Here is a 26,927-nt window from a genome sequence, read left to right as displayed (position 1 = left end):
AGGCGCCCGAGGCCGAGGTGAAGCCCCGCCGTACGCGGAAGACCGCCGCCGCCAAGGCCGCCGAGACGGCCGAGGCCACGGAGACCGCCGAGGTCACGGAGGCCGCCGAGGCCAAGCCGCGCCGCACCCGCAAGACCGCCGCCGCCAAGACGGCCGTGGACGCGGTCGAGGCGCCCGAGGCCGAGGTGAAGCCCCGCCGTACGCGGAAGACCGCCGCCGCCAAGGCCGCCGAGACGGCCGAGGCCACGGAGACCGCCGAGGTCACGGAGACCGCCGAGGCCAAGCCGCGCCGCACCCGCAAGACCGCCGCCAAGGCCGTCGCGACGGACATCCCGGCGCAGGCGACCGAGGAGCCGGAGGCCAAGCCGCGTCGCCGTACCCGCAAGGTCGCGGCCGTGGAGACCACCGAGGCGTAGGCAGCACCCCGTCGAGGCCCGGCCCCCTGTCGCAGGGGGCCGGGCCTCGCCGCTGTCAGTACTGCGTCTGCAGGTGCTCCCAGAAGCCGTCCCGCAGAGACCGGCGCAGGTCGGCCTGGCCGCGCAGGGAGTACTGGAGCAGCCCCTCCGCCTCCACCAGGAGGTCCTGGTCGACCGAGCCGGGCAGGTACGGATGGCCGGGGAGGAGCTCCATCAGGCTGTCCCGGCCCCGCGAGACCAGCCACTTCGCCGCGATCTGGGCGCCGACGAAGCGCACGTCCTCTCGGGTGGGCCGGTTGCCCGTGGCCTCGTAGGCGGCGGCCGTGCGGCGGGAGACGTACGGCTTGCAGAACTGCAGGTCGAAGGTGCGCTGGCTGTCGACCTCCCACAGCAGCGGCTCGGCCTGGTTGCGGCCCTCGGGCGCCTCGATGCCCCACAGGTGGACCCGCGCCCCGTACCCCTGTGCCGCCTCGACCGCCGACACGAGGTCCTCGTCGCCGCCGAGGAGTGCCGCGTCGCTGATGGCGCGGTGGCGGGCGAGGGACTCCAGGTCGGTGCGGATCAGGGAGTCGACGCCCTTCTGCTGGTTGTGGGCGTTGAGGTTGCCGAGGCGGACCTTGACGTCGGGCAGCTCGGCGATCGACTGCTGCTCGGCGGTGTGGATGCGGCGCCGGGCGCCGTCGTACCAGTACACGCGCAGCAGGCGGCTGTCGGCGAAGATCGAGCGGGCCTTGTCGATGAGCGCGTCGATCAGACCCTCGGCGTCCAGGTCGAAGGCGCGGCGGTCCTCGGTGCCGGCCACCAGGCGGCCGGCGGCCGCGTAGAGATAGCCCGCGTCCACGAAGATCGCGTGGGTGGAGGGTGTTTTCGCCACCTCGACGAGCATGCGTTGCAGCAGTTCGTTGGTGTGGTCGATGCGGGCACCCAGAGCCGCCAGGTCTTCGTTCATCGAGTCCATTGTCCCGGCCGTCACGCTGCGAACACAACTGGTCCCCGTCAGTCCCGTCGCGAAGTCTTTTTACCGGACAGTAATTAGCCCGTGAAAAAATTTCGTTAGCGTAGGGAATGTTTGCGGTGGGCCGGTCGTTGTCTAGACATGTGACACCGCGACAACACGTCGCACACCAGTAGTTCTCCACTGGAGGATGACCAGACGAAGGGAGAAGCCTTCATGCGCTTCGAAATCAGGCGACTCGACGAGGTCGACGGCTCGACCGTGGACAGCACCGTCGTGGACGCCGCCTCCGTCAACCGGATCGTGCAGCAGGCGGCCGCCATCGGCCAGCGCCTGTGGATCCGCCCCGCAGAAGGCTCCACGGCCTCGTAGGGCGCACGACGCACTCAAGCCTTCCGGGGGAGCCGAGGCCGAGTCTCAGCTTCCCCGGATCACCTGAGTGACCCCGTTGATGATCTGCTGCACGGCGATCGCGGAGAGCATCATGCCCGCGAGCCGTGTCACCAGGACGACACCGCCGTCCTTGATGACCTTGATGACCAGCAGCGAGTAACGCATCACCAGCCACAGCACGACATGGATGGCGAGGATCGCCGTCCACACCGAGACCTGCGTGGCGACACTTCCGGCCTTCTGTACGGCCAGGATCACCGAGACGATCGCGCCGGGCCCGGCGAGCAGCGGCATGCCCAGCGGGACGAGGGCGACATTGACGTCCTTGGTCTGCTTGGGCTCGTCGGTCTTGCCGGTGAGCAGATCGAGCGCGATCAGCAGGAGCAGCAGTCCGCCCGCGATCATCAGCGCCGGGACCGAGACGTGCAGGTAGTCGAGGATCTGGTGGCCGAGGAGGCCGAAGACGGCGATGACGCCGCCCGCCACGCAGACGGCCTGGAAGGCCATCCGCTTCTGGACCTTGGCCGGGCGCCCCGCGGTGAGGGCGAGGAAGATCGGGGTGATCCCCGGCGGGTCCATGATGACGAAGAGGGTCAGGAACAGGGAGCCGAAGACGGCGAGGTCGAACATCGTGTGCCTTGCATGATGGAGCCACCGCCGTACGACGCCCTGAGCCCCCTTCGGGGCAGGATGCGGGCGCGCACGGCGGACGTGCGAGTGATCGGGTGGGGGAAAGCGGAAGGGTGGCGCCGGGGCTCAGGCCCCGCCGGTCCCCGGTACGGGGAACGCGCCGGTCGCCCGGCGGATGATCTCGCCGTAGACCTCGGGGTCGGTGGTGTTCTCGCCGAGCGCGACGGTCTTGCGGGTGCCGTGGTAGTCCGAGGAGCCGGTGACCAGCAGGTCCAGGTCCTTCGCCAGGCCCCGCAGGCGGGTCCGGGTGGCCTGGTCGTGCTCGGTGTGGTCGGCTTCGAGTCCGTCGAGTCCGGCGGCGGCCATCGCGGCGACCGCGTCCGGCGACACGGTGCGGCCGCGCTTGGCGGCGGCCGGGTGGGCGAGGACGGTCACGCCGCCCGCGCCCTTCACCAGCCGGATCGCCTCCAGCGGATCGGTCTCGTGCTTGTCCTCGTAGGCTCGCCCGCCGTCGGCCAGCCACTCGGCCGTGAACGCGTCGCTCACCGTCGGGACGACACCCAGTTCCACCAGCGCGGACGCGAGGTGCGGCCGGCCCACCGTGCCCCCGGCGGCGATCCGCTCGACCTGCTCCCAGGTGACCGGTACGCCGAGCGCGTTCAGCTTGGCGATCATCGCGTGGGCGCGCGGCACCCGGTCGTCCCGGACCAGCTCGCGCTCGGCGAGCAGGGCGGGCTCCTCGGGGTCGAAGAGGTAGGCCAGCAGGTGCAGGGAGACGCCGTCGATCCGGCAGGAGAGTTCCGCGCCGGTGACGAGGGTCAGCCCCTCGGGCAGCGCGGCCAGGGCCTCCGCGTGACCCCGGGTGGTGTCGTGGTCGGTCAGCGCGACCACGTCCAGTCCGGCGCCGGCGGCCGCGCGCATCAGCCCGGCCGGGGTGTCCGTGCCGTCGGAGGCGGTGGAGTGGCAGTGCAGGTCGATGCGCACGGCTGCTCCGGACGGCTCGCGGGGACGGTGAGGACATCTAAGGATAGCCGCGCGTACGGCATGCCCTGTCACCCCCGCTCCCGGCAGGCGCCCCCTACAGGTCGGGCCGCATCAGCCGGGGTGAGAGCGCCCCGCAGGGCACCAGGTCCACCTCGGGGCCCGCGTCCCGCAGGTCGGTCAGCACCAGCTCGTCGTACATCAGCAGGCCGGACTGCGCGGGCCAGGTGACCGCCCACAGCCAGACGCCGAGCGCCTCGCCGGCGAAGACGGCGCGGTCGTCCGGGGCACCGTCGACATGCCAGAGCGGGGTGGGACGGCCGGCCGCCAGCACCTTGGCCTGCGGCGGCTTCTCCACGTCCAGGTAGGGGCCGGGGTCGGGGCCGTCGAGGCCCGCGTACCGCGCGCCCAGGCCGACGCCCAGCTCCTCGGCGACCAGGATCAGCTCGCCCGGACCGCCGAGCGGGCCGGGTCCGGAGCAGGCCACCACGGTGGCCCGGCCGCCGCCAGGGGCGTCGCCCGCGTAGGCGACGCCGGTGAACAGCCAGCCGACCGGCAGCGGCCACGGCATCCACAGCGGGACGCCGGTGCGCTGCACCACGGCGGTGAGGGCCTCGACGCTGGGCGGGATCACGGGCTGCAGCGGATACACCGCGCCGTGCGCGTCGCACTGCCACGTGTCGGCGAAGAGACCGGGAGCCCGGACCCGGCCACCACACCTCGGGCAACTGGGTTCGCCCCTCATAGAGCCCCACGGTCCTACCCCGGCGGCCGCACGTCAAGGACGATCACCCGTACGGCCCCGGCCCGATTCCGGACTCCGGCCAACTCCACTCTTCTGTACGGCACTTGGTGAGCTTGCTCACTCCGGCCGCACCCCGCCCTCACTCGGGCGACGGCCCCAGCGGCACCGAAGCGCGGTTCGGGTCGCGCAGATCCGTGCCGTGGCCGAGCCACCGCTCCTGCAGCGCCCCGGCGCCGTGCACCCGCTTCCACGCCGCCTCGTTCGGTGTCATCGGCAGCAGCGGCAGGAAGCGCACCGGGTCCAGCGGGGCGTCCAGCTCCAGGTCCTCCACCAGCCCGCCCGGCTCCCCCACCAGTACCGAGGTGAAGGGCGCGCCGGGCCACAGCGGTTCCCCCACGTCCAGCGAGGCACCGGGTGCCACGACCACGCCCTCGACCTGCGGGGACGCGGCGAGCACGGCGAGCGGCCGGAGCACGGGACCCGTGTCGGTGACGCCCGCGCGGACGGAGAGGACCAGCTCGGCACGCGGCCCCTCGACGGGGTCGGCGACCATGGCCGTGGGATCGCTCATGGGGTGCGCCGACATGCCCAGCGTGGCGTAGCGGACCACGTCCCCCTCCTGGAAGCGCAGCACCTCGATACGGTCGGCGCCGAGGAAGGTGACCGAGGCACGCGCGTCCGGTTCACCGAGCGCCGAGTTCAGCCGCGCCTCGACCAGAGGAAGAACATCAACCATGCGGTGAGCATAGAACTCGTCAGCGGCAGGCAAAGCTGCGCCTTGACACGATGGGCTGCTGCTACGCTGAGCCGGTGGTTCGGGGCCGCGTGCACATGCTCGCCGTCGAGTCCCCGACGCCGATGAGACTCCCTTACGAGGGACCGGCCGGAGGAGGTGGGGCTGTCATGGATCGAAGTCGACCGTGCAGTACCACTCGTTCTTCCGGCTGTTGATGTCATTCCTGGCTGACCGCCACCTTTTCGTTCGCCTCGCCGTCCGGAAGAGCACTTCGTTTCGCTTTGCCTGATCTGCCTGATCTGACTCAGTCCTGCATCAGTAGCGAAGTCGCCACCGCGACGGTGCGGTGCTCCCCGCTTTGTGGACGTGCCAAACGCATGCAGTCCGAACGTCCCCATTCCGGGTAGTTCCACCCGTCGCAGGCGCACTTTCGTTGCCCGCCCGCGAAGGAGCCTGCCATGTCGATGATCCGCGACCTGCGAGCCGTGGTCCGACCGTCCGCCCGCCCCGTCCCGCGCAAGGAGGCGGCCGCTCCCTTCGAGCCCGACACCACCACGTCCTCGGCCGTGGTCGACTGCGCCGTCTACCGCGACGGCGCCCGGGTGGAGAGCGGACGCACCCTCAGCCCGCAGGAGGCGATGCGCGAGGCGCGCCGGGACGGCGGCTTCGTCTGGATCGGCCTGCACGAGCCCACCGAGGCCGAGTTCGCCGGCATCGCGAGCGCCTTCGGGCTCCACCCGCTGGCCGTGGAGGACGCGGTCCAGGCCCACCAGCGCCCAAAGCTGGAGCGGTACGACGACTCGCTGTTCACCGTGTTCAAGACCGTCCACTACGTCGAGCACGACCAGCTCACCGCCAACAGCGAGGTCATCGACACCGGTGAGGTCATGTGCTTCACCGGCCGGGACTTCTTCATCACCGTCCGGCACGGCGGCCAGGGCTCGCTCCGGGCGCTGCGCCACCGGCTCCAGGAGGACCCCGAGCTGCTCGCCAAGGGCCCCTCGGCGGTGCTGCACGCCATCGCCGACCATGTGGTGGACGGCTACATCGCGGTCGCGGACTCGGTGCAGGACGACATCGACGAGGTGGAGACGGAGGTCTTCTCCCCCGGCCGCAACGGAGGTGTCTCGCGCGGTGTCGACTCGGCCCGGATCTACCAGCTCAAGCGCGAGGTGCTGGAGTTCAAGCGCGCGGTCGCCCCGCTGCAGCGCCCGATGCAGCTGCTGAGCGAGCGGCCGATGCGGCTGGTCGACCCGGACATCCAGAAGTACTTCCGTGACGTCGCCGACCACGTGGCCCGGGTGCACGAGCAGGTCATGGGCTTCGACGAACTGCTGAACTCGATCCTCCAGGCCAACCTGGCGCAGGCGTCCGTCGCGCAGAACGAGGACATGCGCAAGATCACCGCCTGGGCCGCGATCATCGCCGTGCCCACCATGGTCTGCGGGGTCTACGGCATGAACTTCACGTACATGCCCGAGCTGCACTGGAAGTACGGCTACCCGGTGATCATGAGCGTCACGGTCGCCCTGTGTCTGGGCATCCACCGCACGCTGAAGCGCAACGGCTGGCTCTGAGCGCCGCTGGATAGGCTGGGCGCATGACCAGTGAGCCGCCCGCACAGGCCCTTTTCGACCAGGCCCTCATCGAGGAGGCCACCAAGAAGTCCGGCCTGATCTGGGTCCGGGGCGCCGGGGCGCCCGCCGCCCGCCCGCTCTGGCACGTCTGGCACGAGGGCGCGGCGCTGGTGGTCGGTGACGGTGCGGGCGAGCAGCCGCTGCCCGGTCTCACCGACGGCGGCGCGGCCGAGGTGGCGGTGCGCAGCAAGGACAAGGGCGGCCGGCTCGTCACCTGGCGGGCCACCGTGCACCGGCTGGAGGCGGCCTCGCCCGAATGGGAGGCGGCGGTCGCCGAGTTGAAGGGCAAGCGGCTCAACGCCCCCGACTCCGAGGAGATCCCGGCCCGCTGGGCCCGGGACTGCGCGGTACTGCGCCTGGTTCCCACCGGCGCGGTGGAGCCCCAGCCCACCGGCAGCCTGGCCGAGCCCCCGCTGCCCACCCCGGCCACCACCCGCGTCCCGGCACCGGCCGCGCTGCCCCGGCTGCTGGGCGGTCGGCGCAAGCGGGGCCGGGCCGACAGGGCTTAAGAGCCGGGCAGTTGGCCGCCGTAGTCGACCGTCTCGGACTTGGCGGGCTCGGCCGCGGGGAAGTCCTTGCCCCACTCGGAGAAGGTGAGCGTGCCGGCGCCGCCGCCGCGCACCAGCCGCAGCGGGTAGGGCTTGCCCTCCAGGGAGACGTCGAGGGTGCCGCCGGGGCCGCCGTCGCCGGTGACCCGGATCGTTCGGGTGCCGGCCTGGGTGTGGTGGCCGGCCGTGGCGAGCTCGCCGTGCAGGGTGAGCAGGGCGGGCAGCAGCACGTCCTTCTCGGTGAAACCGCTGAACTTCCGGTACGCCGGGTCCTGCTGGGGGACCTTCACGTACTTGCCGTCCAGCTTGCCCGCGGCGGAGGTGTCCCCGCCGTGGTTCCAGAAGGCGGCGTCGGCCTTCACGTACAGCTCGTCGCCGACGCGCAGCAGCTGGAAGGTGGAGCCCTTGGAGGTCACCGAGCCGCTGCCGCCGCCGGACTTCAGCCGCATGTCCAGTGTGAAGGTGACCCCGCCGGTGACGACGGTGCCGGCCAGGTGCACCGCCGGCGCCGCGTCGGCCGCCGCCCGGCTCTGCGTCTGGATCTTCCGCGCGGGCAGCCGGCCCACCCCGTTGGTCCCGGCGTCCGGGTCCTCCTCGCCGCATCCCGTCAGCAGCGTCAGCGCAGACACGGCCAGCACGCACAGCGCGGCCACCCGCGCGGTTCTCCGGATGCGTGCCTGGGGAATCGCAGTCACAGGTGGGGCTGCCTCTCTGCCGGTGCCGAATGGGCGTACGGCAGCGTACCGGGGGCACGCGCCCCGAGCGGAGCCCGTCCGTCCGGACCCCTCACCGGGGCGTTTCCGATCGGTACGGGCTAGCCTGAAGCGCACAAGCGTGGCCATATCAGAGCGAATCCGTACCAGTCCTCTCAGCGTCCCGAGCACGGCAAAGGAAGCACAGATGGCAGCCGGTGTCCCCCGGATCTTCGTGTCGCACCTCGCCGGGGTCCCCGTCTTCGACCCGGCGGGCGACCAGGTCGGCCGGGTCCGCGACATCGTCGTCATGCTGCGCGTCGGCCGCCGTCCGCCCCGTGTCCTCGGGCTGGTGGTGGAGCTGTCCACCCGACGCCGCATCTTCCTGCCGATGACCCGTGTGACCGGCATCGACTCCGGCCAGGTCATCTCCACGGGTGTGGTCAACGTCCGCCGCTTCGAGCAGCGGCCCACCGAGCGCCTGGTCTTCGGGGAGCTGCTGGACCGCCGGGTGGAGCTGGTGGAGACCGGCGAGGAGGCCACCGTCCTCGACCTCTCCGTGCAGCAACTGCCCGCCCGCCGCGAGTGGGAGGTGGACCGGGTCTTCGTCCGCAAGGGGAAGAAGGGCGGCGCCTTCCGCCGGGCCAAGGGAGAGACGCTGACCGTGGAGTGGTCGGCCGTCACCGGGTTCTCCCTGGAGGAGCACGGACAGGGCGCGGAGAACCTGCTCGCCACCTTCGAGCAGCTGCGCCCCGCCGACCTCGCCAACGTCCTGCACCACCTCTCCCCCAAGCGGCGCGCGGAGGTGGCCGCCGCCCTGGACGACGACCGGCTCGCCGACGTGCTGGAGGAGCTGCCGGAGGACGACCAGATCGAGATCCTCGGCAAGCTGAAGGAGGAGCGCGCCGCCGACGTCCTGGAGGCCATGGACCCCGACGACGCCGCCGACCTGCTGGGCGAGCTGCCGGAGGACGACCAGGAGCGCCTGCTCAGCCTCATGGAGCCCGAGGACGCGGCCGACATGCGGCGCCTGATGTCGTACGAGGAGCACACCGCCGGCGGGCTGATGACCACCGAGCCGATCGTGCTGCGCCCGGACGCCACGGTCGCCGACGCGCTCGCCCGGGTCCGCAACCCCGACCTCTCCCCCGCGCTCGCCGCCCAGGTGTACGTCTGCCGCCCGCCGGACGAGACGCCGACCGGCAAGTACCTGGGCACCGTGCACTTCCAGCGGCTGCTGCGCGACCCCCCGTACACCCTCGTGAGCTCGCTGCTCGACGACGACCTGCAGCCCCTCGCCCCCGGCGCCACGCTTCCCGTCATCGCCGGGTTCTTCGCCACGTACGACATGGTCGCCGCCCCCGTGGTGGACGAGTCCGGGTCGCTGCTGGGCGCGGTGACCGTGGACGACGTGCTGGACCACATGCTCCCCGACGACTGGCGCGAGACGGAGTTCCACCTGGACGAGCTGCCGGAGGCCGGCGCCGGGCGCGAAGCGGGTGCGCATGGCTGAGCGCGAGGGCGGCCGCGACGGCCGTGACCGTGCCCCCGCGGGCGCCACGGCGTCCCGTCCGCGCGTGCCCCGCCTGGACCAGCCGCGCCCGCCGCGCCGCAGGGTGCTGCCGGAGTGGGACCCGGAGGCGTTCGGCCGGCTGTCGGAGAAGATCGCCCGGTTCCTGGGCACGGGACGCTTCATCGTCTGGATGACGGTCGTCATCATCGTCTGGGTGGTGTGGAACATCGCCGCGCCGGACGTGGTGCGGTTCGACTCCTACCCGTTCATCTTCCTGACCCTGATGCTGTCCCTCCAGGCGTCCTACGCGGCGCCGCTGATCCTGCTCGCGCAGAACCGGCAGGACGACCGCGACCGGGTCAACCTGGAGCAGGACCGCAAGCAGAACGAGCGGTCCATCGCGGACACGGAGTACCTGACCCGCGAGATCGCCGCCCTGCGCGCGGGCCTCGGCGAGGTCGCCACCCGCGACTGGATCAGGTCCGAGCTCCAGGATCTGGTACGCGAACTGGAGACGGAACGGACAAGCCGCCCCGGCGGGCGTGACGCAGACGACCGCTGAGGCACTGGCCGTCGGCCCCCATGGGCGCCGTACCATCGTCCTATGGCTACGGAAGACGCGGTGCGCGAGGCGCTGTCGACGGTGAACGACCCCGAGATCAACCGACCCATCACCGAACTCGGGATGGTCAAATCGGTGGAGATCGGCGCGGACGGAGCGGTCGCGGTCACGGTGTACCTGACGGTCTCCGGCTGTCCCATGCGCGACACGATCACCCAGCGGGTGACCGACGCGGTCTCCCGCGTCGAGGGCGTCACCCGGGTGGACGTCACGCTGGACGTGATGAGCGACGAGCAGCGCAAGGAGCTGGCCAGCGCGCTGCGCGGCGGCCAGGCCGAGCGCGAGGTCCCGTTCGCCAAGCCCGGCAGCCTCACCCGCGTCTACGCGGTCGCCTCCGGCAAGGGTGGCGTCGGCAAGTCCTCGGTGACGGTGAACCTGGCGGCCGCGATGGCCGCCGACGGCCTGAAGGTCGGCGTGGTGGACGCCGACATCTACGGGCACAGCGTGCCCCGCATGCTGGGCGCGGACGGCAAGCCCACCCAGGTCGAGAACATGATCATGCCGCCGTCGGCGAACGGCGTGAAGGTCATCTCCATCGGCATGTTCACCCCGGGCAACGCCCCGGTCGTCTGGCGCGGCCCGATGCTGCACCGGGCGCTCCAGCAGTTCCTGGCGGACGTGTACTGGGGCGACCTGGACGTGCTGCTGCTGGACCTGCCGCCGGGCACCGGTGACATCGCCATCTCGGTGGCCCAGTTGGTGCCGAACGCGGAGATCCTGGTCGTCACCACCCCGCAGCAGGCCGCGGCCGAGGTCGCCGAGCGCGCGGGCTCCATCGCGGTGCAGACCCACCAGAAGATCGTCGGCGTGGTGGAGAACATGTCCGGGCTGCCCTGCCCGCACTGCGACGAGATGGTGGACATCTTCGGCACCGGCGGCGGCCAGCTCGTCGCGGACGGTCTGACCCGCACCACGGGCGCGACCGTGCCGGTGCTCGGCAGCATCCCGATCGACGTGCGGCTGCGCGAGGGTGGCGACGAGGGCAAGCCGGTCGTGCTCACCGACCCCGACTCCCCGGCCGGGTCGGCCCTGCGTGCCATCGCGGGCAAGCTGGGCGGCCGTCAGCGCGGCCTGTCGGGGCTGTCCCTGGGTATCACCCCGCGCAACAAGTTCTGAGCCCGGAAACGACAGGAGGGGGCGCCGGCGACTTTCGCCGGCGCCCCCTCCTGTCGTGTTCTCAGGCGTAGGCGCCGATGTCCTTGACGACGGCGAAGCCGAGCCCGTAGGCGCTCATCCCCCGGCCGTACGCGCCGATGTGGACGCCCGCCTCCGTGGCGCCGGCGAGCACCCAGCCGAACTCCGACTCCCGGTAGTGGAAGGACGTGGCCACGCCGTCCACCGGGAGGGAGAGCTTCGCCCACTCCGAGCCGTCGAGGTCGTCGGCCAGCGCCCACGCGGTCTCGGTCTGCTGGTCCAGCCAGTCGTCGCGCAGGGTGTGGTCCATCTGGCCGGGCCAGGTGACCGACAGCAGGCCCACCCCGGCCAGCCAGGCGGCCGAGGAGACCGAGGTGGCCTCCAGCAGCCCGGTGCCGTCCGCGCTGCGGCGGGAGGGGTTCACCGGCACGGTGACCACGACGGCGAACTTCTCCCGCGGCTCGTCCGAGGAGTTCGCGCTGTGCTCGTTGCGTACGGAGGGCTCGTCGCCGTGCCCGATCGAACCGTGCTCCACCGCGCCGTCGGCGGCCAGGCCGACCTGGAGCAGCCAGCGGTGCCCCGTGAACGCCTCGTCGAGGCCGTACCAGGGGAAGGGCGCGCGCAGATAGCCGTCGACCGTCCGGCCGCCGAGGTGGCCGCGCCGGCCGCTCTCGGTGGCCGGCGTCTGCGCGCTTACCCGACTTGTGGTCTCCATCTGCCCGGACGCCTCCTCGTTCTCGTCGGACCGGGGCAAGGGCCCGCCCCCCTTCGGGCGTACGCGTCCGGTCCGCACAACAACTCGGCAGCATATCCACACCGCTGAGGGCTGCCCGGAATGCGACGGGCGCGTGGGGCTCCGGGGGCGGCCGAACGCGGGATGTCCGGCCGGTACACACGACGAAACCCGCCCGGTGAGGCGGGTTTCGTGGCGTGTCGTGACCCGTTCGGGCGGCGCGGGGCCGACCGGGTGAAGCCGTCCCCGGCGTCAGGTGGCGTCGGCGTCGAAGGGCGGGCGGTCGTCCTTCGGGGCCTCGGGCCTCTTCGTCATGTCGACGCGGCCGCCCGACGCGGCGGAGGAGGCCGGGTCCGAGGAGGTCGGGGCGGGCAGCGCGGAGGCGGTGTCGCGGCCGTTCACGGAGTCCGTCAGCTCGGCCATCTCGCGCTTCAGGTCGAAGGTGCTGCGGATGTCCTTGAGGCCCAGCTCGTCGTTGTCCAGCTGCTTGCGCAGGAACGCCTTGGGGTTGAGGTCCTCGAACTCGAAGTCCTTGAACTCCGGGCCCAGCTCGCTGCGGATGTCGTTCTTGGCGTTGTCCGAGAACTCCCGGATCTTCCGGAGGGTGCGCGTGACGTCCTGGATGAACTTGGGGAGCTTGTCCGGACCGAAGACGAGCACGGCGAGGACGATGAGCGTGACCAGCTCAAGCGGCCCTATGTCATTGAACACCTGAAAGCTCCTTGCGTGTCCTCGGTCGCCCCACGGTACCCGGCGCACCCGTCGGACCGGTACCGCCCCGAGGTGAGACTTGCGTCAGTTCCGGCCGGACGCTCCCAGGCGCAGCGTGACGGTGTGCTCGGCGCCGGGGCCTCCCACGGTCAGGCGGAGACGGTCGCCGGGGCGGTGGGCGCGGATCTTGACGATCAGCTCCTCACCCGAGTGGACGGGGTGTCCGTCGACCCCGGTGATCAGGTCGCCGGGCTTCAGTCCGGCCCGGTCGCCGGGTCCGCCCTTCTGCACGGCGGGACCGCTCGCGCCGCCCTCGGTGCCGATACGGGCGCCGTCTCCGGCGTAGTCCAGGTCGAGGCTCACGCCGATCACCGGGTGGGTGGCACGGCCGGTGTTGATGAGTTCCTCGGCGACCCGGCGGGCCTGGTTGGCCGGGATGGCGAAGCCGAGGCCGATCGAGCCGGAGCGGCTCTCGGTGGAGTCGGAGTCCCGGTCTGCGGAGCGGATGGCGGAGTTGACGCCGATGACGCGGGCGCGGGCGTCCAGGAGGGGGCCGCCGGAGTTGCCGGGGTTGATCGGGGCGTCGGTCTGGAGCGCATCGACATAGCTGACGCCGGTGCCGTCGCCCTTCCCGCCGCCCGCCGTGATGGGGCGGTCCTTGGCGCTGACGATGCCGGAGGTGACGGTGTTGGCCAGGTCGAAGGGGGCGCCGATCGCGACGACCGGGTCCCCCACGCGTACCGCGTCGGAGTCGCCGAGGGTCAGCGGGGTGAGTCCGCGGACGCCCTTCACCCGGACGACGGCCAGGTCGTAACCGCTGTCCCGCCCGACGACCTCCGCCTCGGCGGTCTCGCCACCGCTGAACGTCACGGTGATGTCCCCACCGCCGGAGGCGGGTGCCACGACGTGGTCGTTGGTGAGGATGTGACCCCGCCCGTCCAGCACGAACCCGGTCCCGGTCCCGCCCTCTTCCCCACCCCGCACATGCAGCGTGACGACCCCGGGCAGCGCCCGCGCCGCTATCCCGGCCACGCTGTCCCGCTCCCGCCCGTCCGGCACGGCCCCGGCCCGCGGCAGCCGCACCGTGGTCGTCCCCTCCCGCTCGACCCAGGCCCCGAGGAACCCGCCGATGCCGGCCGCGAGCAGCGTGACGCCGAGGAGGACCCCGAGGACCCTTCTCCATCCGGGCCACTGCGGCCGCACGTCGGTCGCGGGGGCGCCGGGATGCTGGAGGGGGGCGGGGTTCCAGGGGTCGTGGCGGAGGGTCTGCCGCGGTGCGGGGTCCTGGACGGCCTGACCCGGCGCCGGGGCGGAGACGGCTTCCGGGGACCGGGCGGGCGCCGGGACGGTGGGGGCCGGCGCGGGCGGGTCCGCGAGGGGCGTGCCGTGGGCCGGGGGCGCCAGGGCCCACGAGCCCGGCTCGCCGTCGGGATCGGGGGTGCCCGGCCCGGCCGGGGACCCGGTGCCCGGCGGGGCCGGCACGGAGGTGCCGTGGGCCGGGGTCGCCATGGGGTGCTGGACGGGCGGCGCGGGGGCCCAGGGGCCCGGTCCGCCGTAGGGCGGGGTGCCGTAGGGGTCGGGGTCGTGCAACGGCTTGGGGCGGCCGGAGACGGGTTCGCCCGCTCGCGGGTCGGCCGGGCGGGCCGCGGCGGACTCATGGGACTCGTCCCCCGAAACCCGGGTGTCCTCGCGCGGCTGCTCGACAGCGCTGCCATCAACTGGCGCGGGCGACCGGCCGGCGCCCCCGTCCCCTGCCTCCGCGGCAACCGACGGCGTGCCGCCAGGCGAGCCGTGCCGGGCGGGCGGGTCGCCGGCGGGGGCGTCCCCGTCCCCACCCCGCTCGGCGGATCGGTCCGGCTCGGCAGGGCTCCGGTCGCCGGGCTCGCGGCCCGTCCCGGAACCGCCGACCCCGGCGGCGGCCGCCGGCTTGGCCAGTTCGAAGTCGTCGCTGGGTACGGGCGGCTTCGGGTGACCCTCGTTCATGCTCTCCCCAGTCGCGGTGCGGAGGCCGTGCGGGGACGGCCTTACGGGATTCAACCAGGGATCGGGGGGTCAGGGGGCCGAGGGTGAGGGGGAGTTGCCGGGGGCGGCTGCCGCGGTGGTCTCGGTGGAGGGGGATGCCAGGGGCCAGGAGTCCAGGGAGAACGGGGTGGTCTCGCCGAGCGGGCGTATCAGCGGGGAGACGGCGGCCGCGCCGGCCATCACCGGCATGGCGAGGTCCCGCGCGGTGTCCTGGACCCGCGCGTCGACCGGCGCCGGAATGCCCGGCAGCAGCGGCGCGGAGGCGGAGACCTGCGCGGCCGGGGTGCGGTTGAGCGCGTCCCCGCCCTGCGCGAGCAGCGGGGCGGGAGAGCGACGCCGCTGGGTGTCGGGGGCGCTCGTACCCGCACCCGCACCCGTACCCGTGCTCGTCGAGCGCGAGGGGGCGACGTTGCTCCCGTTGCCCGGCCCGCTGCGGGCGTCGGCCGCGAGGTCACCCGGAAGGGCGGTGGTGACACCGCCGAGGGCCACGGCCGCGAGGGAGACCGCTCCGGCGGCGGCGGCGGCGAACCGCAGCCCGCGCGAGGAGGGCCGGTCGGCGACGGGATGGATACGGAATCCGCGCTGCCCGGGTGCGTGCCCGGAGTCGGCCGGGACGTAGCTGAAGGCGAACCGCTCGCCGGGCCCGTCGGCGTCGCCGCCGGGGAGGCCCTGGAGGCGGGCGAGGAAGGACTCGGAGGGCGGCGGCGGGGCGGCCTCCGCGAACACGTTCTTCAGCCGACGCTGCGCGTCGGCCTCCGCCCGGCACCGGCAGCAGGTGGCCAGGTGGGCGAGGACACGGTCGCGCGACTCATGACCCAGTTCTCCGTCCACCAGGGCGGAGAGCCGGTCTCCCAGATGCTGTTCCGCGAGGTGCGCCTCCGCGGGGTCGGTACCGGTTCCACTCACGCGGGCGTGCCCCCTCCGCCCAGCGCGGGCACCCGGGGCATGAACGAGCGGCGCTCGGCCTTGCGGGCCTCGGGAGAACGGTGGGCCAGGGCCTTGCGGAGCTGCGAACGCCCCCGGTGGATACGGGAGCGGACGGTGCCGAGCTTGACCCCGAGGGTCGCGGCGATCTCCTCGTACGACAGGCCCTCGATGTCGCACAGCACCACGGCGGCGCGGAACTCCGGCGCGAGGGTGTCCAGCGCCTGCTGGACGTCGGCGTCGAAGTGGGCGTCGTTGAAGACCTGCTGCGGGGACGGCTCGCGGCTGGGCAGGCGCTCGGCCGCGTCGTCGCCCAGGGCGTCGAAGCGGATGCGCTGCTTGCGCCGGACCATGTCCAGGAAGAGGTTGGTGGTGATGCGGTGCAGCCAGCCCTCGAAGGTGCCCGGCGAGTACGTCGACAGCGAGCGGAAGACCCGGACGAAGACCTCCTGCGTGAGGTCCTCGGCGTCGTGCTGGTTGCCCGTCAGGCGGTAGGCGAGACGGTAGACGCGGCCGCTGTGCGTGCTGACGATCTCCTCCCAGGTGGGCGGAGTCCACGCCTGCCCGTCCGCGTCGGTGGCGAAGGTCGCGGTCTGGGTCCCGCCCGCGGCGGGAGCGGCGTGGTGGTCAGCAGCGGTGTCGGTCACGGATTTCGGCCTGCCCGACCCGAGAAAGCGCCGCAGCACTCCTCCTCGGTCCTCGGGTGCGGCCGCACCTCCCCTGTCGGCTCTGGTGGTGTCCAGTGGAGCCCCTACCATAGCCACCTCGCCCGTTAGCTCCGGATAAGCGGTTTTACGAAAACTTGACGCGCGTCGGCCCGGCTCTTCCACCAGCGTCAGCATGCGATCCGCACCCTCCGTCACCTCTCACCCCCCGTCGCGTGCCGGCCGCGCTCCCCGCACCCCGGCTCTCCTCTGTGAACGCTCGGTCCCATCAGCGGGTTCCCGGCGCAACGGATACAGTCACGCCGAGGCAACCACGGGGACAGGAGAGGGTCATTACCGGCAACCGGCAGACGAGCTGGGCGTTCGCCGACGCCTTTGTCGCCGAGGACGAAGCGCTGCTCTGGGCCCGGGACCGTGCCCGCGACGCGGGGCTGCGCTCGGTGGCGCCCAGCACGGGCGCCGCGCTGCGACTGCTCGCCGCCTCCGTGGACGCCAAGGCGGTAGCGGAGATCGGCACCGGCTGCGGGGTGTCCGGAATCCACCTGCTGCACGGAATGCGCCCCGACGGCGTCCTGACCACCGTCGATCCCGAGCCGGAGCACCAGCAGTTCGCGCGGCAGGCGTTCCGCGCCTGCGGCTTCGCCAGCAACCGCGCCCGGTTCATCCCCGGCCCCGCCCTCGACGTGCTGCCCCGCCTCGCGGACTCGGGCTACGACCTCGTCTTCTGCGACGGCGACCGGCTGGAGTACTCCGACTACCTCGCTGAATCGTTGCGCCTGCTGAGGCCGGGCGGGCTGGTGGTCTTCGAGGGCGTCTTCGCCAGCGGCCGCACGGTCGACTCCGGCCCGCAGCCCACCGAGGTGGTCCGGCTGCGCGAGCTGCTGCGCACGGTGCGCGAGAGCCCGGAGCTGGTGACCTCGCTGCTGCCGGTCGGCGACGGCCTGCTCTGCGCCGTCAAGCGCTGAGCCCTCGGCCCGGCCCGCCGAGAACGCGACCGCCCCGGCACCTGAACGGGTACCGGGGCGGTCGGAGGAAAAGATCGCGACGCGTCAGACGACGACCTTCTTGAGGGCGTCGCCGAGCGCCTCTGCCTCGTCGGGGGTCAGCTCGACGACGAGTCGACCGCCGCCTTCGAGCGGAACGCGCATGACGATGCCCCGCCCCTCCTTGGTCACCTCGAGCGGGCCATCACCCGTCCGCGGCTTCATGGCCGCCATGCTCGTACCCCTTCCTGAAACCAGGCTCATCGTCTGCCGACGACCCCACGGAGGGCACCCGCGGTCCAGGAGGGACACGCGACACCGGCATCGAACACATTGCTTCCCAGCCATTATCCCGCATCCCAGGACCCGATGACCAACATCGGTCCGCATCGCTTGGACAACGCGCGCGAGCAAAACCACTCAATTCGGGGATGTGCCTGCGATACTGCGCCACCCCCGGCACACCCGTCGGCCATGTCTGTGGCGATTTTGTTAGACGCAGGTCACACGTCCGGTGGGACTGCGGGGCCGGGATCTCCGCCATGCTGTCCCCGGACAAGGGCGTACCGGCCGGTACGTCCTCACGCGAAACGGAGGGGACGCGCCATGGCCGACACCGTGCTCCACGAGGTGAACGACGGGCTCGCCACGATCACGCTGAACCGCCCCGAGGCGATGAACGCGCTGAACATCGCCACCAAGAACGCGCTGCGCGAGGCCGTCGAGGCAGCGGCGGCGGACCCCGCGGTGCGGGCGATCCTGCTCACCGCGGCGGGCGAGCGGGCGTTCTGTGTGGGCCAGGACCTCAAGGAGCACATCGGGCTGCTCGCCGCCGACCGGGAGGGCGGGGGCGGCGGCCAGACCATGAGCACCGTCAAGGAGCACTACAACCCGATCGCGCGGGCGCTGGCGGGTGCGAAGAAGCCGGTGATCGCCGCGGTCAACGGCGTGGCGGCCGGGGCGGGCTTCGGTTTCGCGCTGCTCGCGGACTACCGGCTGGTGGCGGACACCGCCGCGTTCAACACCTCGTTCGCGGGCGTGGCGCTCAGCGCGGACTCGGGGATCTCCTGGACGCTGCCCCGGGTGGTCGGCACCGGCCGCGCCACCGACCTGCTGCTGTTCCCCCGCACCATCGGCGCCCAGGAGGCGCTGGAGCTGGGCATCGCCAACCGGGTCGTCCCCGCCGCCGAGCTGCGCGCGGAGGCCGAGAGGGTGGCACGCGCCCTGGCCGAGGGGCCGACGGTCGCCTACGCGGCGATCAAGGAGGCCGTGGCGTACGGGCTGACGCACTCGCTGGACGAGGCGCTGGAGAAGGAGGACGAGCTGCAGACCCGTGCGGGCGCCTCCGAGGACCACGTCATCGCCGTGCAGGCGTTCGTGCAGAAGGAGAAGCCCAAGTACGTGGGCCGCTGATCTCCCGATCGGCCGGGGCGGGGCCGGCCGGCCCCGCCCTGGCCGGTCCGCGTCTCAGCCGCGCGTGGCCGCGCCCCGGCTGACGCAGGCTTCGAGGTGGTCGTCGACCAGGCCGCACGCCTGCATCAGGGCGTACGCCGTGGTCGGGCCGACGAACCTCAGGCCCCGCTTCTTCAGCGCCTTGGACAGGGCGGTGGACTCCGGGGTCGCGGCGGCCACGTCGCCCAGCACCTTCGGCACGGGACGTCCGGCCGGGTCGGGGGCGTGGGACCAGATCAGCTCGTCCAGCTCACCCTCGGACCAGCCCGCGAGCACGCGCGCGTTGGCGAGCGTGGCGTCGACCTTGGCGCGGTTGCGGATGATGCCGGGGTCGGCGAGGAGGCGCTCGCGGTCCGCCTCGGTGAAAGCGGCGACCTTCTCGATCCGGAAGTCCGCGAAGGCGAGCCGGAAGGTGGGCCGGCGTCGCAGGATCGTGATCCAGGACAGCCCGGACTGGAACGCCTCCAGGCTGAGCCGCTCGAAGAGGGCGTCGTCCCCGTGGACCGGGCGTCCCCACTCGTCGTCGTGGTACGAGACGTAGTCGTCGGTGGAGAGCGCCCAGGGGCAGCGCAGCGCGCCGTCCGCCCCGGCGAGAGCCTCCCCGGTGCTCATCGGCCGTCCTCCGCGCCGGGCTCGTCCGGCCGGGGCGGCACGGCGCGGGCACCGGCGAGCGCGCTCTGGAGGTCGGCGATCCGGGCGTCCCGCTCGCCGAGTTCGGCGGCGAGGCGGCTGAGCGCGTCGTCCACGTCGGCCATGCGGTAGCCGCGCGCGGCTACCGGGAAGCGCAGGCTCTCCACATCGGTGCCGTGCAGCGGGCGGTCCGCGGGCAGCGGGTCCTGGAGCCGCTCGGGCGCGGCGTCCTGGAGCGGGGCGCTCTCGCCGCCGCCCACCACGGCGAGCGTCACCGCGCCGACCACGACGGCCAGCGCGAGGACCAGGAACAAGAACATCAGCATCGCCAGGGTTCCCCAAGCTCGATGTGCCGGACGCCGGGCCCCTTCGGACCTCCCGTCCGGAAGCCGGATGTGTCTGGGTCCGATCGTGCCATGCGAGGCTGACAGTCCGGGCCGCGAGGCGCCGGACGTCCGAGGTACGAGGAGAGGTCACAGGGGATGCTCAGGCTGGGCAAGCGGGAATTCGGGGCGCACGAGCCGGTGATCATGGCGATCGTCAACCGGACCCCGGACTCCTTCTACGACCGGGGCGCGACGTTCGCCGACGACGCCGCCCTCGCGCGCGTGGAGCGCGCCGTGGCCGAGGGCGCGGCCATCGTCGACATCGGCGGGGTGAAGGCCGGGCCGGGCGAGGAGGTCACCGCCGAGGAGGAGGCCCGGCGCACGGTCGGTTTCGTGGCGGAGGTCCGGCGCCGCTTCCCCGATGTGATCATCAGCGTGGACACCTGGCGGGCCGAGGTCGGCGAGGCGGTCTGCGAGGCGGGCGCGGACCTGCTGAACGACGCGTGGGGCGGCGTGGACCCCGGTCTCGCGGAGGTGGCCGCCCGGCACCGGGTGGGCCTGGTGTGCACGCACGCCGGGCGCGCGGAGCCCCGTACCCGGCCGCACCGGGTGGCGTACGAGGACGTGATGGCCGACATCCTGGACGTGACCGTGGGGCTGGCGGAGCGGGCGGTGGCGCTGGGTGTGCCGCGCGAGTCGGTGCTGATCGATCCGGGGCACGACTTCAACAAGAACACCCGGCACAGCCTGGAGGCCACGCGCCGGCTGGACGAGATGGTGGCGACGGGCTGGCCGGTGCTGGTGTCGCTGTCCAACAAGGACTTCGTCGGGGAGACGCTGGACCGCCCGGTCAAGGAGCGGCTCATCGGCACGCTCGCGACCACGGCGGTCTCGGCGTGGCTCGGGGCGCAGGTGTACCGCGTGCACGAGGTCGCGGAGACCCGGCAGGTGCTGGACATGGTGGCGTCGATCGCGGGCCACCGGCCCCCGGCGACGGCCCGCAGGGGTCTCGCCTGACCGGGATCTCCCCCAGGGGACGCCTGACCGGGATCTCCCCCGGGGGGCGGCCGTCAGGGGCCGTCCCCTGGGGGGACCCGAGGGGGGCCGGGTCTCAGCGGGCCGCTTCCTTGGAGACCAGCGCGACGGCCTCGTCCACGTCGTCCGTCACGTGGAACAGCAGCAGATCCTGCTCCGCGGCCTTGCCCTGCGCGACCAGCGTGTTCCGCAGCCAGTCCATCAGGCCGCCCCAGTACTCGCTGCCGAACAGCACGATCGGGAAGCGGGTGACCTTCTGGGTCTGCACCAGGGTGAGCGCCTCGAACAGCTCGTCCAGCGTGCCGAGCCCGCCGGGCAGCACCACGAACCCTTGTGCGTATTTGACGAACATCATCTTCCGGACGAAGAAGTACCGGAAGTTGAGCCCGATGTCGACGTAGGGGTTCAGCCCCTGCTCGAAGGGCAGCTCGATGCCGAGGCCGACCGAGACGCCGCCCGCCTCCAGCGCGCCCTTGTTGGCCGCCTCCATGGCACCGGGACCACCCCCGGTGATCACCGCCCAGCCGGCCTCCACCAGACCGCGCCCGAGCCGCACACCGGCGTCGTACTCCGGCGAGTCCACCGGAGTGCGGGCCGAGCCGAACACGCTGATCGCGGGCGGGAGTTCGGCCAGGGTGCCGAAGCCCTCGATGAACTCCGACTGGATGCGCAGCACCCGCCAGGGGTCGGTGTGCACCCAGTCGGTGGGGGCGCGCTCGTCCAGCAGTCGCTGGTCCGTGGTGCTGGCCTGTACCTGGCCTCGCCGCCGGAGCACCGGGCCGAGCCGCTGCTCGTCCGGTGGGCTCTTCTTCCCCTCGGGGTTTCCGGTAGCCATGTGCGCTCCCTCCGCTTGCCGGTATTTCGTCCTCAGCCTAGATCCGCAACCGTTACGGAGGGGGGACGTGAGCATGTCCGGAACACGGCGCCGTCCGGTGCGGGCCTCACGCGGTGAGCCAGGCGCGCAGCCGCTCCTCGCCCGCGAGGACCTTGGCCACCTCGACCCGCTCGTCCCGCTTGTGCGCCAAGTGGGGATTGCCGGGACCGTAGTTGACCGCCGGGATGCCGAGCGAGGCGAAGCGGGAGACGTCCGTCCAGCCGTACTTGGGCATCGGGGTGCCGCCCACCGCCTCGATGAAGGCCGCGGCGGCCGGGTGGGACAGGCCGGGCAGGGCGGCACCGCTGTGGTCGTCGATCACGAACTCCTCGACACCGCAGTCCGCGAACACCTCACGGACGTGCGCGACCGCCTCCTCCTCGGTGCGGTCGGGGGCGTAGCGGAAGTTGACGGTGACCACGCACTCGTCCGGGATGACGTTGCCGGCCACTCCCCCGGCGACGCGGACCGCGTTCAGGCCCTCGCGGTACTCCAGCCCGTCGATCACCGGCCACCGGGGCTCGTAGGAGGCGAGGCGGGCGAGGATCGGCGCGGCCGCGTGGATGGCGTTGGAGCCCATCCAGCCGCGCGCGGAGTGGGCCCGCTCGCCCTTCGTCTTCAGCAGCACCCGGAGCGTGCCCTGGCAGCCGCCCTCGACCTCGCCGTCGGAGGGCTCCAGCAGCACCGCGAAGTCGCCCCGGAGCCACTCCGGGCGGGTCTCGGCGATGTGCTTGAGGCCGTTCAGCTCGGCCGCGACCTCCTCGTTGTCGTAGAAGACGAAGGTCAGGTCACGGTTGGGGTCGGGCACGGTGGCCGCGATCCGGAGCTGGACCGCGACTCCGGCCTTCATGTCGCAGGTGCCGCAGCCCCACAGCACGCCGTCCTCGTCGAGGCGGGAGGGGACGTTCTCCGCGATCGGGACGGTGTCGATGTGCCCGGCGAGGATGACCCGTTCCGCGCGGCCCAGGTCGGTGCGGGCGAGGACGTTGTTGCCGAAGCGCTCCACCGTGAGGTGGGGCAAAGCGCGCAGCGCGGCCTCGATCGCGTCCGCGAGGGGCTTCTCCGTGCCGCTCTCCGACGGGATGTCCACGAGCCGGGCGGTCAGCTCGGCGGCGTCCAGCGTGAGGTCAAGGGTGGTGTCGGCCATGCTGGTGACCCTAACGCCCGCGAGGGCGGGCGCCCGCCGTGTCCCCGGCCGCGGGCCCGCGGCGAAGGCCCTTGCCGGCTCCAGTACCTTGTACGCGTGTCAGAGCCGTCCCCCTCTCGCCCCAAGCGTCGCGGCCGTGCGTTCCGGATCGGTGCGGCCCTGCTCGTGCTCGCCGGTGTCGGCGCGTACCTCGTCGTCCAGTACGTCACCGGAGGCGGTGCCGCGCGCGGCTGCACCGTGGTCTCGGTGCAGGACAGGACGGTGTCGTACGCCTTCACGCCCGAGCAGGCCGTGAACGCGGCCACCATCGCCGCCGTCGGCACCGGGCGCGGCATGCCCGAGCGTGCCGTGACCATCGCGCTCGCCACCGCGCTCCAGGAGTCGGGGCTGCGCAACATCGGCCACGGTGACCGGGATTCACTGGGCCTGTTCCAGCAGCGGCCCTCGCAGGGCTGGGGCACTCCGCGGCAGATCATGGACCCGGCGTACTCGGCGGGCATCTTCTACGCCCACCTCGCGCACGTGCCCGGCTACAACGAACTCCCGCTCACCGTCGCGGCCCAGAAGGTGCAGCGCAGCGGCTTCCCGGAGGCGTACGCCAAGCACGAGCCGGACGCGAAGCTGCTGGCCGCCGCCCTCACCGGCCGCTCGGCCGCCACCCTGACCTGCGACGGCCGCACCGCCCGCACCGCCGAGGCGGCGAGCCCGGACGCCGTGCGGACCGCGCTGGTACGGGACTTCGGGCGCGACGCGCTCCAGGAGACCGGCGCGGTGGTGGGCGGTACGGCCGTCCCCTCGCCCTCTCCCTCGCCCAGCGTGACCGCGACGGCGCACGGGCGGACGGTGACCGTGCCGGTGCCGCTGGGCACGCGGACGGACGCCCACGGGCGCACCGAGCGGGAGCGGGGGTGGCAGCTCGCGCAGTGGGCGGTGGCCAACTCCTCGGCGCTGCGCATCACTCGTGTGACGTACGAGGGGCGGGAGTGGACCGCCTCCAACGGTGGCGGGGACTGGCATCCGGTGCCGCCCCCGGCGTCGGGGGCGGCCGGGGCGGAGTCGTCGCTGGCGTCCGTACGGATCGTCGCGGGGTCCTGAGGGGTCGCGGACGCTTGTGCGGGGGCTGCCCCGTACGGGTTGCGGAGGGTGTCGGGGGGCGCGTCCGGCGGCGGGAGTGCCGGGGTGCTCCTCGACCCTTGCGGTTCAAGGGGTGGAAGGATTCTGCCGGGCCCCTTCGCGACGGTCTTTGCCCGTTTTTATCCACACCTGATAATGCGATGCGTTATCCAGTCTTTACCTTCGGCGTCCGCAACCTTCGGCGGGTTCGAGCGGTAGTCAGTGCGTCCGGGCTCGGACACCACACCGTTCTCTCCTGTCGAATGGAGCATCATGTCCCTCCCCCTGACCCGCCGTATCGCCCGTGCCGCACTGCTCGTCGCCGCGGGGGCGGCCGCCGGGGTCGGCGCCGCGGGTACCGCCGGTGCGGCCACCAACCAGCCGGCCGTGCCGGACCTCGGCGGCCTGACCAAGCTGGACGGTGCGACGCACGTGGACAAGACCGTGGGTGGGCTGGCGGACAGCAAGGCCGTGAAGAAGGCCGTCCCGGCGCCCGCGGCGGGCAAGGCGGCGGGGAACGTCCTCGGTGGGCTCCCGCTGAAGGGGCTGCCGCTCGGCTAGTCGCCGCCGCGAGGGGGCTCAGGGCTCGGCTCTGGGCCCCCTTGGCGCATGCCTACGCGGTCAGGCGGGCGACCGCCGCGTCCACGCGCTCGTCCGTAGCCGTGAACGCCACGCGGACGAACTCCTCGCCCGCCTCGCCGTAGAAGTCGCCCGGCGCCACCAGGATGCCGAGGCCGGCCAGGGCCGCGACCGTGTCCCAGCAGGACTCGCCCTTCGTGGCCCAGAGGTAGAGGCTGGCCTCGCTGTGGTCGATGCGGAAGCCGTGGGACTCCAGGGCCGCGCGGAGCTTGGCGCGGCGGGAGGCGTAGCGCTCGCGCTGGAGGTGCACGTGGTCGTCGTCGCCGAGGGCGGCCACCACGGCGGCCTGGGTCGGCGCGGAGGTCATCATGCCGCCGTGCTTGCGGATCTCCAGCAGCGGCATCAGCACCGCCGGGTCACCCGCGACGAAGGCCGCTCGGTAACCGGCCAGGTTGGACCGCTTGGAGAGGGAGTGGACGGCGAGGATGCCGTCGTAGGAGCCGCCGTTGACGTCCGGGTGCAGCACCGAGACCGGGTCGGCCTCCCACCCGAGTTCCAGGTAGCACTCGTCGGAGACGATCAGCACGCCGTGCTCGCGGGCCCAGGCCACGATCCCGGTCAGCTCCTCCTGGGAGAGGACCTTGCCGGTGGGGTTGGACGGCGAGTTGAGCCAGAGCAGCCTGAGGTTCGCCGGGTCCAGCTCGCGCGGGTCGTCGTAGACCTCGTACTCGGCGCGGGCGAGGCGCGCGCCGACCTCGTAGGTGGGGTAGGCCAGGCGCGGGTAGGCGACCTTGTCGCCGGGGCCGAGGCCGAGCTGGGTCGGCAGCCAGGCGACGAGCTCCTTGGAACCGACGATCGGCAGGACGTGCCGGTGGGTGACGTCGCGGGCGCCGAGGCGGCGCTCCAGCCAGCCGGTGATCGCGTCGCGCAGCGCGGGCGTGCCCCAGACCGTCGGATAGCCCGGCGAGTCGGCCGCGTCGACCAGCGCCTTCTGGATCAGCTCGGGAACCGGGTCGACCGGGGTGCCCACCGACAGGTCGACGATGCCGCCGGGGTGCGCGGCGGCGGTCTTCTTGTAGGGCTCCAGCTTGTCCCAGGGGAAGGCGGGGAGCCGGTCGGAGACTGCGGACACGGGGCTTGCTCTCTTTCCTAGGGTGCGGGAAACGCCTCGGTCCCGCACAGCCGGGGGTGACCGGGCCGTACGGGACCGAGGCGGCGCGCTCATACGGGCCGCCGGGCCTGCTGACCGGTTACTCGCCCTGCGGCGGCAGCGCGGCGATGAAGGGGTGGTCGCGCTCGATCAGCCCCAGCTTGCTGGCGCCGCCGGGGGAACCCAGCTCGTCGAAGAACTCGACGTTCGCCTTGTAGTAGTCCTTCCACTCCTCCGGAGTGTCGTCCTCGTAGAAGATCGCCTCGACCGGGCAGACCGGCTCACAGGCACCACAGTCGACGCATTCGTCCGGGTGGATGTACAAGGACCGCTGGCCCTCGTAGATGCAGTCGACCGGGCACTCCTCGATGCACGCCTTGTCCTTGACGTCGACACAAGGCTGCGCGATGACGTAGGTCACGCTGTCGTTCCTCCTCGATAGGGCGCTGGCGGGCCTCCTCGGGCTCCGCCGCCTGGCGCGCGGGAGCGCGGCGTAGTCGATGCCCGCACCTAGTATCTCCGTTCCGGACCGTGATCCGAACAGGAGGGGTGGAGCGACCCGTGGAAATCTCCGTGACAGGACTGCTCAAAGTCCTCATCACACCGGCAGACGTGGGCAAAAGGGTATCCGTACGGCAGTTGACGGGATCGGGTGCGGCGGGTGAGAAGTTCACCGACACGGTAGGTGTTCTCACCTCCTGGGACGACGACGGCGTGCTCATGATCACACGGCGGGACGGCCGGGTGGTGAGGGCCGAGGCGTCGACGCTGGTCGCGGGAAAGGTCGTTCCGTCCGCCCCGGCGCGTCGCCGGGGCCCTTCGGCGGGGTACGAGGAGCTGGCGGGGGTCGCGGCGCGGGCGTGGCGTCCGGTGGAGAGCGAGCGGCTCGGCGGGTGGGAGCTGCGGGCCGCGGGCGGCTTCACCCGGCGGGCCAACAGCGTGCTGCCGCTCGGTGAGCCGGGGCTTCCGCTCGACGCGGCCCTGACTTCCGTAAGACGCTGGTACCGCGAGCGCGGACTGCCCGCCTACGTCCAGACCGCCTCCGGTGCCGAAAGCACGCAGGAGCTGCTGTCGGCGGAGCTGGCGCGGCGCGGCTGGACGCGGGAGGTCACGGCGGAGCTGTGGACCGGCGCGCTGGCGCCGGTCGCGGACCGGGACGCCGGCGCGGCCGTGCTGCTCTCCCGCGAGGCGGACGAGGCGTGGCTCGCGCGGTACGGGCGCGAGGGAGTGAGCGAGGTGGCCCTGCGGGTGCTGAACGGCGGACCGTCGGTGTGGTTCGCCCGCGTGCCCGGCGCGGACGGCGAACCGCCGGCGGCGATCGGGCGGTGTGTGGTGGACGGCCGGTGGGCGGGTTTCGCGGCGGTCGAGGTCGATCCGGCCCGGCGCCGCCAGGGGCTGGCCACGGACGTGATGGCCGCGCTGGCCCGGCGCGCGCTGGAGGAGGGCGCCTCGGCGGCGTGGCTCCAGGTCGAGGAGGACAACGAGGGCGCGCGGCGGCTGTACGACGGTCTGGGCTTCGCCCCGCACCACGCCTACCACCACTACCGGGAGCCGGACGCGGTCGGCTCCGGGCGGTCGTAG

The 26,927-nt window shown here is 72.8% G+C and carries 29 protein-coding genes and 2 pseudogenes; 13 read left to right on the top strand and 18 right to left on the bottom strand.

The window, feature by feature from the left end; translation table 11 throughout:
- Positions 1-416, top strand: a pseudogene (locus tag EV284_RS33210) (DEAD/DEAH box helicase); the annotation flags it as partial.
- A 55-nt stretch (positions 417-471) separates the two neighbouring features.
- On the opposite strand, the gene EV284_RS08980 reads toward EV284_RS33210, so the two are convergent.
- A complete protein-coding gene (locus EV284_RS08980) occupies positions 472-1,374 on the bottom strand; it encodes an NYN domain-containing protein (RefSeq protein ID WP_130332980.1) in 903 nt (300 codons plus the stop codon).
- 213 nt (positions 1,375-1,587) lie between these two features.
- Here EV284_RS08980 and EV284_RS32635 point away from each other — a divergent pair, with 213 nt between their 5' ends.
- Complete coding sequence (locus EV284_RS32635) at positions 1,588-1,743, top strand: hypothetical protein (RefSeq protein WP_165425487.1); 156 nt, start codon at positions 1,588-1,590, stop codon at positions 1,741-1,743.
- 45 nt (positions 1,744-1,788) lie between these two features.
- On the opposite strand, the gene EV284_RS08975 is transcribed toward EV284_RS32635, so the two are convergent.
- The 4 genes from EV284_RS08975 to EV284_RS08960 form a co-directional block, all read right to left on the bottom strand.
- Complete coding sequence (locus tag EV284_RS08975) at positions 1,789-2,394, bottom strand: MarC family protein (protein WP_130332083.1); 606 nt, start codon at positions 2,392-2,394, stop codon at positions 1,789-1,791.
- 126 nt (positions 2,395-2,520) lie between these two features.
- A complete protein-coding gene (locus EV284_RS08970; protein ID WP_130332081.1) occupies positions 2,521-3,378 on the bottom strand; it encodes a PHP domain-containing protein in 858 nt (285 codons plus the stop codon).
- A 94-nt stretch (positions 3,379-3,472) separates the two neighbouring features.
- A complete protein-coding gene (locus tag EV284_RS08965; protein ID WP_130332079.1) occupies positions 3,473-4,120 on the bottom strand; it encodes a DUF6758 family protein in 648 nt (215 codons plus the stop codon).
- Positions 4,121-4,259: 139 nt separating this feature from the next.
- Entirely contained in the window at positions 4,260-4,856 is a 597-nt protein-coding gene (locus EV284_RS08960; RefSeq protein ID WP_130332077.1) for a suppressor of fused domain protein, read from the bottom strand.
- Between the two features lie 458 nt (positions 4,857-5,314).
- Here EV284_RS08960 and EV284_RS08955 point away from each other — a divergent pair, with 458 nt between their 5' ends.
- Together EV284_RS08955 and EV284_RS08950 are read left to right on the top strand one after the other, a co-directional pair.
- Positions 5,315-6,433, top strand: a complete 1,119-nt coding sequence (locus EV284_RS08955; protein ID WP_130332075.1) for a magnesium and cobalt transport protein CorA — start codon at positions 5,315-5,317, stop codon at positions 6,431-6,433.
- Between the two features lie 23 nt (positions 6,434-6,456).
- Positions 6,457-7,002 carry a hypothetical protein gene (locus EV284_RS08950; protein ID WP_130332073.1) on the top strand — a complete coding sequence of 182 codons (546 nt, stop codon included), beginning with the start codon at positions 6,457-6,459 and terminating at the stop codon, positions 7,000-7,002.
- On the opposite strand, the gene EV284_RS08945 is transcribed toward EV284_RS08950, so the two are convergent.
- Entirely contained in the window at positions 6,999-7,736 is a 738-nt protein-coding gene (locus EV284_RS08945) for a hypothetical protein (protein ID WP_207228977.1), read from the bottom strand. The genes EV284_RS08950 and EV284_RS08945 overlap by 4 nt on opposite strands.
- A 205-nt stretch (positions 7,737-7,941) precedes the next feature.
- Between EV284_RS08945 and EV284_RS08940 the strand changes: the two genes are divergently transcribed.
- From EV284_RS08940 to EV284_RS08930, 3 genes are read left to right on the top strand one after another with little or no spacing between them, the layout of a single operon-like run.
- The gene (locus EV284_RS08940) at positions 7,942-9,246 is read left to right on the top strand and encodes a CBS domain-containing protein (protein ID WP_130332071.1); all 1,305 of its coding nucleotides are present in this window, start codon (positions 7,942-7,944) and stop codon (positions 9,244-9,246) included.
- Complete coding sequence (locus tag EV284_RS08935) at positions 9,239-9,808, top strand: DUF1003 domain-containing protein (RefSeq protein WP_130332069.1); 570 nt, start codon at positions 9,239-9,241, stop codon at positions 9,806-9,808. Before EV284_RS08940 ends, EV284_RS08935 begins: the two co-directional genes overlap by 8 nt.
- Before the next feature lie 42 nt (positions 9,809-9,850).
- Positions 9,851-10,984 carry an Mrp/NBP35 family ATP-binding protein gene (locus EV284_RS08930; RefSeq protein WP_130332067.1) on the top strand — a complete coding sequence of 378 codons (1,134 nt, stop codon included), beginning with the start codon at positions 9,851-9,853 and terminating at the stop codon, positions 10,982-10,984.
- A 61-nt stretch (positions 10,985-11,045) separates the two neighbouring features.
- Here the strand turns inward: EV284_RS08930 and EV284_RS08925 are convergent, their stop codons facing one another.
- From EV284_RS08925 to sigE, 5 genes are all read right to left on the bottom strand, one after another.
- Positions 11,046-11,717 carry a hypothetical protein gene (locus EV284_RS08925; RefSeq protein ID WP_165425486.1) on the bottom strand — a complete coding sequence of 224 codons (672 nt, stop codon included), beginning with the start codon at positions 11,715-11,717 and terminating at the stop codon, positions 11,046-11,048.
- A 270-nt stretch (positions 11,718-11,987) separates the two neighbouring features.
- Positions 11,988-12,446, bottom strand: a complete 459-nt coding sequence (locus EV284_RS08920; RefSeq protein ID WP_130332063.1) for a sec-independent translocase — start codon at positions 12,444-12,446, stop codon at positions 11,988-11,990.
- Between the two features lie 84 nt (positions 12,447-12,530).
- On the bottom strand, positions 12,531-14,429 hold the full coding sequence (locus tag EV284_RS08915; protein WP_130332061.1) for a trypsin-like peptidase domain-containing protein: 1,899 nt from the start codon (positions 14,427-14,429) through the stop codon (positions 12,531-12,533).
- Positions 14,430-14,498: 69 nt separating this feature from the next.
- Positions 14,499-15,374: a zf-HC2 domain-containing protein gene (locus EV284_RS08910; protein ID WP_130332059.1), complete on the bottom strand. Its 876-nt coding sequence runs from the start codon at positions 15,372-15,374 to the stop codon at positions 14,499-14,501.
- The gene (sigE, locus tag EV284_RS08905) at positions 15,371-16,078 is read right to left on the bottom strand and encodes an RNA polymerase sigma factor SigE (protein WP_130332057.1); all 708 of its coding nucleotides are present in this window, start codon (positions 16,076-16,078) and stop codon (positions 15,371-15,373) included. Before sigE ends, EV284_RS08910 begins: the two co-directional genes overlap by 4 nt.
- A 230-nt stretch (positions 16,079-16,308) precedes the next feature.
- Between sigE and EV284_RS08900 the strand changes: the two genes are divergently transcribed.
- Entirely contained in the window at positions 16,309-17,022 is a 714-nt protein-coding gene (locus EV284_RS08900; RefSeq protein ID WP_078858418.1) for an O-methyltransferase, read from the top strand.
- Between the two features lie 84 nt (positions 17,023-17,106).
- Here the strand turns inward: EV284_RS08900 and EV284_RS08895 are convergent, their stop codons facing one another.
- The gene (locus EV284_RS08895; RefSeq protein ID WP_018544333.1) at positions 17,107-17,274 is read right to left on the bottom strand and encodes a DUF3117 domain-containing protein; all 168 of its coding nucleotides are present in this window, start codon (positions 17,272-17,274) and stop codon (positions 17,107-17,109) included.
- Between the two features lie 372 nt (positions 17,275-17,646).
- On the opposite strand from EV284_RS08895, the gene EV284_RS08890 reads away from it, so the two are divergent.
- Complete coding sequence (locus EV284_RS08890; RefSeq protein WP_130332055.1) at positions 17,647-18,453, top strand: enoyl-CoA hydratase-related protein; 807 nt, start codon at positions 17,647-17,649, stop codon at positions 18,451-18,453.
- 54 nt (positions 18,454-18,507) lie between these two features.
- Here EV284_RS08890 and EV284_RS08885 read toward each other — a convergent pair whose 3' ends face one another.
- Both EV284_RS08885 and EV284_RS08880 read right to left on the bottom strand, forming a co-directional pair.
- On the bottom strand, positions 18,508-19,104 hold the full coding sequence (locus EV284_RS08885) for a DNA-3-methyladenine glycosylase I (RefSeq protein ID WP_130332053.1): 597 nt from the start codon (positions 19,102-19,104) through the stop codon (positions 18,508-18,510).
- Positions 19,101-19,448, bottom strand: a complete 348-nt coding sequence (locus EV284_RS08880; RefSeq protein WP_130332051.1) for a DivIVA domain-containing protein — start codon at positions 19,446-19,448, stop codon at positions 19,101-19,103. The genes EV284_RS08885 and EV284_RS08880 overlap by 4 nt, the downstream gene beginning before the upstream one ends.
- Positions 19,449-19,604: 156 nt before the next feature.
- Here EV284_RS08880 and folP point away from each other — a divergent pair, with 156 nt between their 5' ends.
- Positions 19,605-20,465, top strand: a complete 861-nt coding sequence (folP, locus tag EV284_RS08875; RefSeq protein ID WP_130332049.1) for a dihydropteroate synthase — start codon at positions 19,605-19,607, stop codon at positions 20,463-20,465.
- A gap of 94 nt (positions 20,466-20,559) precedes the next feature.
- Here folP and EV284_RS08870 read toward each other — a convergent pair whose 3' ends face one another.
- Together EV284_RS08870 and dapE are read right to left on the bottom strand one after the other, a co-directional pair.
- On the bottom strand, positions 20,560-21,318 hold the full coding sequence (locus EV284_RS08870) for a TIGR00730 family Rossman fold protein (RefSeq protein WP_130332047.1): 759 nt from the start codon (positions 21,316-21,318) through the stop codon (positions 20,560-20,562).
- A 106-nt stretch (positions 21,319-21,424) separates the two neighbouring features.
- The gene (gene dapE / locus EV284_RS08865) at positions 21,425-22,504 is read right to left on the bottom strand and encodes a succinyl-diaminopimelate desuccinylase (RefSeq protein WP_130332045.1); all 1,080 of its coding nucleotides are present in this window, start codon (positions 22,502-22,504) and stop codon (positions 21,425-21,427) included.
- A 96-nt stretch (positions 22,505-22,600) separates the two neighbouring features.
- On the opposite strand from dapE, the gene EV284_RS08860 reads away from it, so the two are divergent.
- Positions 22,601-23,599 carry a heavy metal transporter gene (locus tag EV284_RS08860; protein ID WP_207228976.1) on the top strand — a complete coding sequence of 333 codons (999 nt, stop codon included), beginning with the start codon at positions 22,601-22,603 and terminating at the stop codon, positions 23,597-23,599.
- Positions 23,600-23,890: 291 nt separating this feature from the next.
- Positions 23,891-24,076: pseudogene (locus EV284_RS08855) on the top strand (ATP-binding protein); the annotation flags it as partial.
- Positions 24,077-24,230: 154 nt separating this feature from the next.
- Here EV284_RS08855 and EV284_RS08850 read toward each other — a convergent pair.
- Positions 24,231-25,328 (bottom strand): bifunctional succinyldiaminopimelate transaminase/glutamate-prephenate aminotransferase, encoded by a 1,098-nt coding sequence (locus EV284_RS08850; RefSeq protein WP_130332043.1) that lies wholly within the window; start codon positions 25,326-25,328, stop codon positions 24,231-24,233.
- Between the two features lie 118 nt (positions 25,329-25,446).
- A complete protein-coding gene (gene fdxA, locus EV284_RS08845) occupies positions 25,447-25,767 on the bottom strand; it encodes a ferredoxin (RefSeq protein ID WP_018561461.1) in 321 nt (106 codons plus the stop codon).
- A 140-nt stretch (positions 25,768-25,907) separates the two neighbouring features.
- On the opposite strand from fdxA, the gene EV284_RS08840 reads away from it, so the two are divergent.
- Positions 25,908-26,927, top strand: coding sequence for a GNAT family N-acetyltransferase (locus EV284_RS08840; RefSeq protein WP_130332041.1), 1,020 nt, complete (start codon positions 25,908-25,910; stop codon positions 26,925-26,927).

The sequence above is a fragment of the Streptomyces sp. BK022 genome (assembly GCF_004217355.1).
GTDB lineage: Bacteria > Actinomycetota > Actinomycetes > Streptomycetales > Streptomycetaceae > Streptomyces > Streptomyces griseoluteus.
The sequence above is the reverse complement of the archived record's forward strand: the minus strand, read 5'-3'. Positions and strand labels throughout refer to the sequence as shown.

Excerpts from the sequence above, each read along its gene's own strand:
- EV284_RS08980 (WP_130332980.1), bottom strand. The coding sequence starts at position 1,374 with ATGGACTCGATGAACGAAGACCTGGCGGCTCTGGGTGCCCGCATCGAC.
- EV284_RS32635 (WP_165425487.1), top strand. The coding sequence starts at position 1,588 with ATGCGCTTCGAAATCAGGCGACTCGACGAGGTCGACGGCTCGACCGTG.
- EV284_RS08975 (WP_130332083.1), bottom strand. The coding sequence starts at position 2,394 with ATGTTCGACCTCGCCGTCTTCGGCTCCCTGTTCCTGACCCTCTTCGTC.
- EV284_RS08965 (WP_130332079.1), bottom strand. The coding sequence starts at position 4,120 with ATGAGGGGCGAACCCAGTTGCCCGAGGTGTGGTGGCCGGGTCCGGGCT.
- EV284_RS08960 (WP_130332077.1), bottom strand. The coding sequence starts at position 4,856 with ATGGTTGATGTTCTTCCTCTGGTCGAGGCGCGGCTGAACTCGGCGCTC.
- EV284_RS08955 (WP_130332075.1), top strand. The coding sequence starts at position 5,315 with ATGTCGATGATCCGCGACCTGCGAGCCGTGGTCCGACCGTCCGCCCGC.
- EV284_RS08950 (WP_130332073.1), top strand. The coding sequence starts at position 6,457 with ATGACCAGTGAGCCGCCCGCACAGGCCCTTTTCGACCAGGCCCTCATC.
- EV284_RS08940 (WP_130332071.1), top strand. The coding sequence starts at position 7,942 with ATGGCAGCCGGTGTCCCCCGGATCTTCGTGTCGCACCTCGCCGGGGTC.
- EV284_RS08935 (WP_130332069.1), top strand. The coding sequence starts at position 9,239 with ATGGCTGAGCGCGAGGGCGGCCGCGACGGCCGTGACCGTGCCCCCGCG.
- EV284_RS08930 (WP_130332067.1), top strand. The coding sequence starts at position 9,851 with ATGGCTACGGAAGACGCGGTGCGCGAGGCGCTGTCGACGGTGAACGAC.
- EV284_RS08925 (WP_165425486.1), bottom strand. The coding sequence starts at position 11,717 with ATGGAGACCACAAGTCGGGTAAGCGCGCAGACGCCGGCCACCGAGAGC.
- EV284_RS08915 (WP_130332061.1), bottom strand. The coding sequence starts at position 14,429 with ATGAACGAGGGTCACCCGAAGCCGCCCGTACCCAGCGACGACTTCGAA.
- EV284_RS08895 (WP_018544333.1), bottom strand. The coding sequence starts at position 17,274 with ATGGCGGCCATGAAGCCGCGGACGGGTGATGGCCCGCTCGAGGTGACC.
- EV284_RS08890 (WP_130332055.1), top strand. The coding sequence starts at position 17,647 with ATGGCCGACACCGTGCTCCACGAGGTGAACGACGGGCTCGCCACGATC.
- EV284_RS08885 (WP_130332053.1), bottom strand. The coding sequence starts at position 19,104 with ATGAGCACCGGGGAGGCTCTCGCCGGGGCGGACGGCGCGCTGCGCTGC.
- EV284_RS08880 (WP_130332051.1), bottom strand. The coding sequence starts at position 19,448 with ATGCTGATGTTCTTGTTCCTGGTCCTCGCGCTGGCCGTCGTGGTCGGC.
- folP (WP_130332049.1), top strand. The coding sequence starts at position 19,605 with ATGCTCAGGCTGGGCAAGCGGGAATTCGGGGCGCACGAGCCGGTGATC.
- EV284_RS08870 (WP_130332047.1), bottom strand. The coding sequence starts at position 21,318 with ATGGCTACCGGAAACCCCGAGGGGAAGAAGAGCCCACCGGACGAGCAG.
- dapE (WP_130332045.1), bottom strand. The coding sequence starts at position 22,504 with ATGGCCGACACCACCCTTGACCTCACGCTGGACGCCGCCGAGCTGACC.